Consider the following 9,938-nt stretch of genomic DNA (forward strand, 5'->3'; position numbering starts at 1 on the left):
GACATGGTGGTAGATTACCAATCTTGCCAGCTCGACTGGGCTGGATATCAGGTGTCCACCAAATGGGGGTCAGGTCCATCAGGCACACTTTTGCTACTTAACCCGAAGACACATCCGCGTGTAAACCCGAGTAATCCGTATAAAACAACTACGCTAAACCGCTGACTACTGTTTAAATAGTTTGGAGAATCGAAGCAATCGTGACTGCCAACAACTCCTCGGCTTTTGAGCCCCTGCAGCGAATTTTGCTGCCCAAGCGCGGCGAACCCTTTGACGTCCGCATGCTCTACCTCATTGAGGCGGAACAAAACCGCGAGCGCTTGAGCTGGACAAACCGGACCGCCGTGACCATCCCGGCCGGCGAAGAAGCCTCTTTTGAGACCTACTTCAACGCCTTTCCGGCCTCCTACTGGCGCCGGTGGTCCCAGCTCGACTCGGTCATTCTGCGCCTTGAAGTTGAGGGCCAGGCCAATATCTCGTTGTACCGTTCCAAGCACGATGGCCAACGCATTTCCGTGGGCAACCACCTCGTGGGCACCGGTGAGCACGAATTCGAGCTCCCGCTCAAGAACTTCGAGGACGGCGGCTGGCTGTGGTTCGATATCACCGCCGAGAAAGAAACCACCCTGGCGCATGCCGCGTGGTGCTCGCCGCACGCACCTGGAGCGCAAATCCTGCCGGATGGCACCGAGGTTGCTCCTTCCGAAAAGCGTGTTGCGGTCGGGATTCCTACCTTCAACCGCCCTACCGACGCGGTGGCAGCGCTACAAGCCCTAGCCGAGGATCCCGTCGTGGACGAGATCATCGACTTCGTCTTGATGCCTGACCAAGGCAATCAACACCCCGCCGATGAACCAGGCTACGACGATGCAGTAGCCCACTTTGGGGAGCGCTTCCGCGAGTTCCGCCAAGGTAACCTGGGTGGTTCGGGCGGATACTCCCGCATCATGTACGAGGCGCTGGAAAACACCGATTCGCCGTTCATTTTGTATATGGATGATGACATCGCCATCGAACCAGATTCGGTACTGCGTGCCGTCCAGGCCGCACGCTACGCCGCCAGGCCCATCATCGTGGGCGGGCAGATGCTCAACCTGCAGGAGCGCTCCCAGCTGCGCACCACCGGTGAGCAGGTCAACCGCTCCGATTTCATGTGGGCCGCCGCCCCGCACGCCGTGTACGACCACGACTTTGCCAAGTACCCACTGCGCGCCATTGGCACGCCAGAAACCCGCCTGGATCCAAAGAAGTACGATTCCCGCGACCTGCACCGCCGCGTGGACGTGGAATATAACGGCTGGTGGATGTGCCTCTTCCCGCGCGTGGTAGCAGAGACCAACGGCCAGCCACTGCCGCTATTTATCAAGTGGGACGATACCGAGTACTCCTTGCGCGCCGCCCGCAATGGCTTCCCCACGGTGACCTGGCCGGGCGCGGCCATCTGGCACATGGCCTGGGCGGATAAGGACGATGCCATTGACTGGCAGGCCTATTTCCACCTGCGCAACCGCTTGATCGTGGCTTCGCTGTACCACGATGGCGCGGTATCCGGCATTACTAAGTCCATCTTTAAGTCCACGCTCAAGCACACCATGTGCATGGAATACTCCACCATGGCCATCCAAATCGAGGCCATGAAGGACTTCCTGGCGGGGCCGGACCACCTCTTCGATATCTTGGATACCTCGTTGCCGCGCATTGCGGAGATCCGCAAGAACTACTCAGATGCGGTCATCATCGAATCCGCAGACCAGCTGCCGGCGCCGACCGGCGCGCCGGGCGTTCCCACCCGCAATGTGGGCGGGCGCTTGGCCAAGGTGAAGAAGCTGCCGTGGGCAGCAAAGGGCCTTAAGCACCTGCTGAGCAAGGAAGATCCGGCGCACCACGCGGCACCGCAGCTGAACCTCACCCCAGAAGAGGCGCGCTGGTTCACCCTGTCCCGCCTGGATTCCGCCACCGTATCCACGGCCGGCGGTACGGGTGTGGCCTTCCGCAAGCGCGACCGCGATTTGGCCAAGGAGCTCATCACCGAAACCCGCAGCCTGTTGAAGGAAATTGAAGAAAACTTCGATGACCTGCGGGCGCACTACCGCGCCGCGTTGCCGGAATTGACCGCGCGGTCTTCCTGGAAGAAGGTTTTTGATGCCCAATAAGCTTTCTATCGCAGAATCCCGCGTCCTAGAGTCCATCCAGAACGCCGCCTTTGACCTGCCGGGAGTACTGCCGACTGCCCGCGGTTTAAGCCACTTGGGCGAGCACGCCCTGGGCTGGATGGGCAGCGCGGCCCTAGGGGCCGGCGTGGACAAGCAGCGCCGTGAAGAGTGGATTCGGATCGGTGCCGCGGCGTTTACCGCGCATGCGGCAAGCGTGGTGCTCAAGCGCATCGTGCGGCGCAAGCGACCCGATTATTCCTACGTCCGCGTTGGGGTCAAGACCCCCTCGCGCCTATCCTTCCCGTCCTCGCATGCCACCTCCACCACCGCCTTCTTGGTGGGCCTTTCCCGCCTGACGGGTTCCAAGGCACCGCTTGTGGGAGTGCCGGTGATGATGGCATCGCGTATGGTGCTCGGGGTGCACTATCCAACTGATACCGTCGCGGGCGCAGCCATTGGCGCTGCTACCGCGCGGGCAATGACGAAGGGAAAGACGCATGAGTGAGGACGGTAACCAGCACTTTCTCCATTCGGAACCGCATACGTCCGGCGTCGATACCGGCCGTAAGCGCAAGCCGCCGAAGAATTTGGCCGATGGCATGGTCAAGGCCCTGCGCCCGAAGCAATGGGTAAAAAACATCCTCGTACTGGCCGCGCCCGCCGCGGCCGGTGCGGAGTCGCTCTTTCACGGGCGCGTGCTTGTCGATGTCCTCTTGGCCTTCATCGTCTTTTGCCTCGGCGCTTCTTCCATCTACCTGATCAATGACGCCAAGGATTGGCGTGAAGACCAAGAGCACCCGACCAAGCGTTTCCGCCCGATTGCCTCGGGCGTGCTGCCCATCAAGGTGGCCTATGTCATGGCCGTGGTACTCGTTGGCCTGTCCATTGGGCTGTCCTTCTTGGCCACCGCGGGACTAGAGCTAGCCATCGTTATGGCGGTTTATATCGCCCTGCAGCTGGGCTATTGCTTTGGCTGGAAGCATATTCCGGTCATCGATATTGCGCTGGTGTCCTCCGGATTCATGTTGCGCACCATGGCCGGTGGCGTGGCCGCCGATATTGAGCTTTCGCAGTGGTTCTTGCTGGTCGCTGCCTTTGGTTCGCTCTTTATGGCCTCCGGTAAGCGCTATGCCGAAATCCTGCTGGTGGAAAAGACCGGCGCGAAGATCCGCAAATCCTTGCAGGGCTATACGCCAACCTACCTGCGCTTTGTCTGGACGCTAGCGGCTACCGCCGTGGTGGTCTTCTACTCCCTGTGGGGCTTTGAGCTGGCTAATGCCGCAACCTCTGGTGGCGTGTGGTACCAGATTTCCATGGTGCCATTTACCATCGCCATCCTGCGCTATGCCGCCGACGTGGACCGTGGCCAGGGCGGGGCGCCGGAAGAAATCGCGTTGGGGGATCGCACCTTGCAGTTCCTCGCCATCGCTTGGCTGGCCTGCATCGCCATGGCCGTCTACATCATGCCATTGGTCTAAGCAGCGGTTATATAGTTGCGTTCAACTAGAAGATCTTGAGAGGCCTGATATACTCACCCCACGTGGTTAACACCGGTAACAAGAACATTGCGCTGTGGAGCGCACCCGCCTCGGTTCTTGTTATCGGTGTTTTTTCTTTGTGGGGTGGCTTTGCCCGCCGCTGGATGTCTGATGACGGCCTCATCGTCCTGCGTACCGTCCGCAACCTAGAAGCCGGCAACGGTCCTGTGTTCAATGTGGGTGAGCGCGTTGAGGCCAATACCTCCACGCTGTGGCAATACCTCATCTTAGTGGCGCGGTGGGTAAGCGGTGCTGAACTCGAAACGATCGCCATCTACCTCGGGCTTCTCCTAGCGGTCGCGGCGATGGTGGTGGGGACGTGGGCATCGGCAAGCATGCACAAGGGACTTGTTCTTCCCGCTGGAGCCTTGGTGTATCTGGCCCTGCCACCGGCACGGGACTTTTTTACCTCCGGCTTGGAATGGAGCCTGTGCCTTTTCTACTTGGCCGTCTTGTGGTGGATGCTGATTAAATGGGCGCGACCACGGCAGGAGTTGCCGCCCAAGCCTATTGTGTATGGGCTGGCATTCTGGGCGGGGCTCTCATGGCTCATTCGCCCTGAGCTTGCCCTGTATGGCGGCCTGGTTGGCGTTGTACTCATAGTGAGCACGCGTTCGTGGAAGGTTATCGCTGCCGCCTTGCCCCTGCCGCTGGGTTATCAAGTATTCCGCATGGGCTACTACGGGCTGCTTACGCCTCATACCGCCGTTGCGAAATCCGCGGCTGGTTCCGCGTGGGGCCAAGGGTTTGCGTACTTGGGCGACTTTATGGCGCCCTACGCGCTGTACCTCCCGCTCATTGTGCTGACAGTGGCGGCGCTGTGGAAAACCGATTTTCGACCGTCGGCGCTGCGCTCGATGCAGACTGTGGTTTATATCTTCCTGGGCGCCGCACTATTGCAGGCAGCATATGTTGTGCACGTGGGTGGCGATTTTATGCATGGGCGCATGTTGCTACTTCCGCTTTTCGCCGCGCTATTGCCCATATTTGTAGTTAATCTACGAACCTGGTGGGCTGCCGTATTCTGTGCGGTGTGGGCCTTCGTTATTGTCTTGCACGGTCACCCGGTAGACCGGGCAGCGTACGCGGGCCAGCTTAGTGTTGTGGATGAGCGGGACTATTGGACCGCTGTCACCAACCGGCAGGAACCGCCACGCCGTGCCGAGGATTTTCTGGGTATGGACGTGATGAATAACTATGAAAAAGCGGTGCAGGACTTGACGGCCGGCGATGCCATGACCTTCCTCTATATCAAGGATGGGGGTCAGACATCGTGGACGACGGTGCCCGCGGATCCGGAGCGCTCCGATCCTCCCACTGTGTATTTTCCTAATCTCGGTCTTACCTCCATGAATGCGCCACTTGAGGTGCGCGTGCTCGATGAAATTGGGCTCAGCAATCCCTTGGCAGCGCGCCAGCCCCGCATCGAAGGCGGGCGCATTGGCCACGATAAAAGCCTTGGCGCGGCGTGGCAGATTGCCGATTCTGCAGTGGATATTGACTCCTTATTGCTGGGGCAGAAAGATTCCGCGTGGCAAGCACGCACTGCGCTTGATGATGCCGATTTCCAGAGGCTCTTTGCCTCCTACAGGGAACCGCTAACTTGGGGCCGATTCTTAGAAAATATTAAATTTTCCCTGACAGAGGGCAGGACCCTAACCTTCTCCTCCAATCCGGGGGATTACCTCTATTAATGGTTGAAAATGAGGTAAAAAGCCTGTGAGTGCACTACACTGCCTCTCAGTGAGGCTTTCGCCGAGGGGTGTTAACGATTCACAGGTTCCCATCGATAAAGCCAAAGAACAATTATTGAGTACTTTGTGGAGGAGAAAGATGACTGCATCTCTGAGAGGACGTGTCCTATCGGTCATCATGGCAGTGGTCGTAGCGCTTGGCCTCGCCGTCGTTGCCGGCGGCACGCAGCAGGCACACGCGGCACATCGTGATTGGCTGCGTCCGGATAATACCGGCACCTGTGAATGGGACCCAGCCATGTTTTGGGTTCAGCGCTGTGATGTTTGGTCTCCGTCCATGGACCGTAACATCCCCGTCCAGATTCAGCCCGCAAAGAATGGCGGTAACGCTGGTTTCTACCTATTGGATGGCCTGCGTGCTACTTACGCAACCAGCGGCTGGGTTAGCCCTCACAGCGAGGTTAACGCCGCGCAGACTTACGCGGACAGCAATATCACTCTAGTGATGCCGGCAGGTGGCGAGTCTTCTTTCTATGCCAACTGGCAAGCACCTGGCAAATATGATCCGAGAGATCCGGTCAACTACAAGTGGGAGACCTTCCTTACCCAGGAGCTTCCTGCCTACCTCGAGCAGCACTTTGGCGTGGCCCGCAATAACAATGCGATCGCTGGCCTCTCCATGGGTGCCGGTTCCGCCATGACATTGGCTGCTAAGCACACTGACCAGTTTAAGCAGGTACTATCCTTTTCTGGTTATTTGACTATGACGGTTCCAGGTGCTCAGACTGCTCTTCGTTTGGCCATGTTGGATGCCGGTGGATTCAATGTCAACGCCATGTACGGTTCGCTATTTAACCCAAAGCGTTTCCAGAATGACCCGCTCTTGCTGATTCCGCAACTGCGTGAGGGTGGTACCGATGTTTATATTTCAGCTGCATCCGGTATCCCAGGCCAATTGGATAGGGAAACCCTTCCGCCGCAGTTCCAAGCACCGGGTGTCGCACTGGAGGTTGGTTCTCAGCTGACCACCCGCGCTTGGGAAGGTGTTGCCCGGTTGCAGGGTCTGAACCCAACGGTGAGCTACCCGGCCCAGGGCTTGCATAACTGGTACCAATGGGACTACCAGCTCAATGCTTCCAAACCGCGCGTTCTCAACGTTATGAATGCCTGGTAAGGCTCACTAACGAACTGGCCCCGCGCCGTTCGAACCGCTCCCCAGTAGTTGGACTGAGAAATCACTACCAACTGGTGGGGAGCAGTTTTTATTGGGGCTACGAAGTTCGCTGAGTGAAACTCAGCGCGAGCATGTAGTCAAGCGTTTCGAACAGGGCCGAGGTACCAAGCCGAAGGCGCTTACTGAAGAAGACAAACTGCGTCGCGAAAGCGACCAGTTGCATGCTGAAATTGCCTACCTAAAAATTACCGATGAAGGCTTCCAATACCAGCATTCAACCCGGCGCACTTTGATCCACGAGAACGGCGGCGTTCAGTCGATATCGCGTAAGGCCAACTGCTACGACAACGCAGTAATGAAGAACTTCTTCGGTCACCTGAGAACCGAGATGTACCACGGAGAAGTCTTCAACACTGTCGAGGAGTTCACCCAGGTAATCGAAGATTACATCCAGCGGTACAACACCGAACGCAACCAACAATGACTCAAGGGCCTGACCCCGATGCAATATCGGAATCAGGCCCTTGAACCCCTAACCTTCTTGAATTAAACCAGCCCAACTTTTGGGGACTAGTTCATGGTGCTCTCGGGCGGCGGGTTCGTGCTTTGGTTGGTGGTTAGTGGTTTTGGAGTTCTCGGGTGATGATTTGGGTCATTCCGTCGTGTCCTACGTCTGTTGGGTGTAGTGGCATGACGGATGGGGCGGTTGGGGTTTGGACGAGTGTGGCCCATCGGTGGTTGGTGTCTGGCTGGCAGGGGTCGTGGGTTTTGGCTTGGTCGTGGAGATTGATGTAGTTGACGCCGAGGTCGTGTGCTGCGCGTCCGATTTCGCGATTGAATTCGTCTTCTGCGATGGTGGCGCCTGGGATGGTTATTGGCAGTTGTAGTTGGTCGTGGTTGACTACGCAGAGGGTGTCGTTGACGGTCATTGGGACGTAGTTGACCATGGAGATGCGGGCGTTGGGTGCGGCTTTGCGGATTTTGTTGAATTGGAAGTTTAGTAGTCCGCGGTAGGTGGAGGCTTTGGGAACGTCGGGGAGAGTGGCGTTGGCTAGGGCGTCGAAGTAGGTTCCTTGTTGGAGGCCGCCGTACATGAATACTACTTCTTTGGTGTCATGGCCGATGTTGCCTTGTTCGATGGCGTCGTCGACGTACTGGTTGATCCAGACGCTGGTTCCGTTGCAGGAGTAGTCGGCGAGGTTGTGGTCGAGGTTGTTGGCGGTTTGGTGTGCCCAGTTGTGTTTGTCGTTGAAGCAGGGGTGGAAGGGGCGTTTGTGCGGGGAGGTTGCTGCTCGTTCGCCTGGTGCGCCGCCGTTGGCGGTGAAGGAGTCGCCGAAGGTGACCATTTCTTTGCCTTGGTCTGCGTTGGCGGTTTGGGCCATGGTGAGGCTTGTGGTGAGGGCGATGAGTCCGGCGGTGATTTTGGTTTTTATGTTTTTCATTCGATTCGCCTTGGGTCGGGGATGTTTAAGGGGTGCACTTTTGTGCATGCTGTGGTTATCCTACTGGTTTCTTGGTGAGAGTCCAGTCTTTGATTGAACTGGGGTGCTGAGAGGGCGTCGATGGAGAGTGTCTGATGGTTTGTGTGTGGGAACCCAACCCGCATAAGGAGATGAACCAGAATGACTACTATGGCGAGACGAGATCTAAGCTGATAAGGCCAAGATTGATGCGATTGAAAAGAAGCTGCTTGCTAACCCTGAAATCGCGAAACTGATTGATGAGCTAGGCACGTCCACCACGGATGCCAACGACCTAGTTCGGGGCATGCTACAAGCCTCAATCACCAGAGGCTTGAATGCTGAAATGGATACCCACCTAGGCTATGAGCCCGGCGATAGAGCAGCTAAAGCTACTGCTGGAACAGACAATCACCGCAACGGCACCTACCCGAAAACCGTGGATTCTAATTACGGGCCAGTAAACATTGATGTTCCACGAGACCGGGCCGGGACGTTTATCCCAACCATGGCCCCTCAAAGGCTCCAGGCGGCTAACAGATGTTGACGATATGATTGTCAGCTTATATGCCGGCGGCATGACCATTAGGGATATCCAGCATCATATGGCAACTGCGATGCGGGTAGATATCTCCCATGAAACAATCTCTGCAGTAACTGATGCCGTCGGCGATGAGGTCATGGTGTGGCAAAACCGCCAGTTAGACGAGTTCTACCCCGTGATATTCCTGGATGCGTTGCGCATTAAAGTCCGCGATGGCGGCCGGGTAGTCAACAAGTCCGCGTACATGGCAATCGGGGTGGACCTCGACGGCATCAAACACATCCTGGGATTGTGGATTGCCAAAGAAGAAGGTGCTTCCTTTTGGGCGCAGGTATGTGCCAATCTTTCTAACCGTGGGGTCAAAGACGTCTTTATTGTCTGCTGTGACGGGCTGAAAGGCCTACCAGAAGCAGTCGAGGCAACATGTGGCCGAACTCTATGGTGCACACCTGTATCGTGCACCTGATTCGCGCAGCTAACCGGCAGGTCACCTACGGGGATCGCCGGGGCGTATCGGCCGCAACCCCATGGATTTCATGATGCGTGCGACTTTCTTGTGATTTATCGGGCCGAAATCCGTATCACTGTTGAGGCTTGCAGCGATGCGTTTAGCACCATAAAGACCATGCTCATCATCAAAAGTGGCCTTGATTTTTGCACCAATAAGACCGTCAGAATACATCATTGTATCCTGCGATTTTCACGGGTGTGGACCCACTTATAAAACGAGGAACGATTGAGTCTTAACACGTGGCACATCCGTGTGAGACGAGTATTCGGTTCGGTGGTCATAGACACACTGGAAGCAGAATTCCAGTGAGTCTGCTTGAAGCAAAATATGTGGCGGCCTTGCGCAGGATGTCGCGTTCTTCGCGCAGTTGTGCGTTTTCTTTCTCCAGCTGGCGGGTGCGTCTCACGATTCATTCGCTGCTTGGGCTTGATCGTGCATGGCTTTTATGCGGGCGCGTTTGCCGGTGTAGTACTTGGTGGCCCATGAATGCAGCGAGGCACGGTTGATACCGAGCTCGGCTGATGCTGCGTTCAGCGAGAGGCCCTCGTTGTTTTCATAGAGGGCCACGGCATCGCGTTTGAACTGTTCTCAGTACCTGGACATGGTGGTAGATTACCTTTCTTCCCAGCCCGACTGGGCTGGATATCAGGTGTCCACCAAATGGGGGTCAGGTCCGCCTGCTCGAATTGCGGGTAGCAACCAACAAGTGCGCTTCGAATCTGGTTGATGAGCCTGGTGTAGGAGCGTGCCAAGTCTTCGTCGATGCCGTTGAGGACTTTCAACTGGCGGAAGGCTTCTTCGACGCGGTCGACACTGCGAAGGGATTCTGGAAGGTTCTTTGCAGCGTGGGCGATGATGTAGGCA

At 57.0% G+C, this 9,938-nt stretch carries 8 protein-coding genes and 3 pseudogenes; 7 read left to right on the plus strand and 4 right to left on the minus strand.

Going from position 1 to position 9,938, the window contains the following annotated elements:
• The first annotated feature begins 200 nt into the window (after positions 1–200).
• From ABRP95_RS11570 to ABRP95_RS11595, 6 genes and pseudogenes are all read left to right on the plus strand, one after another.
• The gene (locus ABRP95_RS11570; protein ID WP_284771218.1) at positions 201–2,153 is read left to right on the plus strand and encodes a glycosyltransferase; all 1,953 of its coding nucleotides are present in this window, start codon (positions 201–203) and stop codon (positions 2,151–2,153) included.
• A complete protein-coding gene (locus tag ABRP95_RS11575) occupies positions 2,143–2,658 on the plus strand; it encodes a phosphatase PAP2 family protein (protein ID WP_284771219.1) in 516 nt (171 codons plus the stop codon). Before ABRP95_RS11570 ends, ABRP95_RS11575 begins: the two co-directional genes overlap by 11 nt.
• Positions 2,651–3,631, plus strand: coding sequence for a decaprenyl-phosphate phosphoribosyltransferase (locus ABRP95_RS11580; RefSeq protein WP_284771220.1), 981 nt, complete (start codon positions 2,651–2,653; stop codon positions 3,629–3,631). Before ABRP95_RS11575 ends, ABRP95_RS11580 begins: the two co-directional genes overlap by 8 nt.
• Positions 3,632–3,693: 62 nt before the next feature.
• On the plus strand, positions 3,694–5,385 hold the full coding sequence (locus tag ABRP95_RS11585) for an arabinofuranosyltransferase AftB family protein (protein ID WP_349839474.1): 1,692 nt from the start codon (positions 3,694–3,696) through the stop codon (positions 5,383–5,385).
• A gap of 139 nt (positions 5,386–5,524) precedes the next feature.
• Positions 5,525–6,559: an alpha/beta hydrolase gene (locus tag ABRP95_RS11590; RefSeq protein WP_284771222.1), complete on the plus strand. Its 1,035-nt coding sequence runs from the start codon at positions 5,525–5,527 to the stop codon at positions 6,557–6,559.
• 247 nt (positions 6,560–6,806) lie between these two features.
• Positions 6,807–7,043, plus strand: a pseudogene (locus tag ABRP95_RS11595) (IS3 family transposase); the annotation flags it as partial.
• 133 nt (positions 7,044–7,176) lie between these two features.
• Here the strand turns inward: ABRP95_RS11595 and ABRP95_RS11600 are convergent.
• Complete coding sequence (locus ABRP95_RS11600) at positions 7,177–8,001, minus strand: GDSL-type esterase/lipase family protein (protein ID WP_284783748.1); 825 nt, start codon at positions 7,999–8,001, stop codon at positions 7,177–7,179.
• Between the two features lie 189 nt (positions 8,002–8,190).
• On the opposite strand from ABRP95_RS11600, the pseudogene ABRP95_RS11605 reads away from it, so the two are divergent.
• A pseudogene (locus tag ABRP95_RS11605) lies at positions 8,191–9,085 on the plus strand (IS256 family transposase); the annotation flags it as partial.
• Here ABRP95_RS11605 and ABRP95_RS11610 read toward each other — a convergent pair.
• The 3 genes and pseudogenes from ABRP95_RS11610 to ABRP95_RS11620 all read right to left on the minus strand — a co-directional run.
• Complete coding sequence (locus ABRP95_RS11610; RefSeq protein WP_349839475.1) at positions 9,051–9,248, minus strand: helix-turn-helix domain-containing protein; 198 nt, start codon at positions 9,246–9,248, stop codon at positions 9,051–9,053. The pseudogene ABRP95_RS11605 and the gene ABRP95_RS11610 sit on opposite strands and share 35 nt — an antisense overlap.
• 228 nt (positions 9,249–9,476) lie before the next feature.
• Positions 9,477–9,641, minus strand: a complete 165-nt coding sequence (locus tag ABRP95_RS11615) for a hypothetical protein (RefSeq protein ID WP_284783747.1) — start codon at positions 9,639–9,641, stop codon at positions 9,477–9,479.
• A 107-nt stretch (positions 9,642–9,748) separates the two neighbouring features.
• A pseudogene (locus ABRP95_RS11620) lies at positions 9,749–9,938 on the minus strand (IS110 family transposase); the annotation flags it as partial.

Origin of the sequence: Corynebacterium sp. KPL2895, from assembly GCF_040225815.1 — a bacterium.
GTDB lineage: Bacteria > Actinomycetota > Actinomycetes > Mycobacteriales > Mycobacteriaceae > Corynebacterium > Corynebacterium rhinophilum.

Excerpts from the sequence above, each read along its gene's own strand:
- ABRP95_RS11610 (WP_349839475.1), bottom strand. The coding sequence starts at position 9,248 with ATGATGTATTCTGACGGTCTTATTGGTGCAAAAATCAAGGCCACTTTT.
- ABRP95_RS11590 (WP_284771222.1), top strand. The coding sequence starts at position 5,525 with ATGACTGCATCTCTGAGAGGACGTGTCCTATCGGTCATCATGGCAGTG.
- ABRP95_RS11600 (WP_284783748.1), bottom strand. The coding sequence starts at position 8,001 with ATGAAAAACATAAAAACCAAAATCACCGCCGGACTCATCGCCCTCACC.
- ABRP95_RS11575 (WP_284771219.1), top strand. The coding sequence starts at position 2,143 with ATGCCCAATAAGCTTTCTATCGCAGAATCCCGCGTCCTAGAGTCCATC.
- ABRP95_RS11580 (WP_284771220.1), top strand. The coding sequence starts at position 2,651 with ATGAGTGAGGACGGTAACCAGCACTTTCTCCATTCGGAACCGCATACG.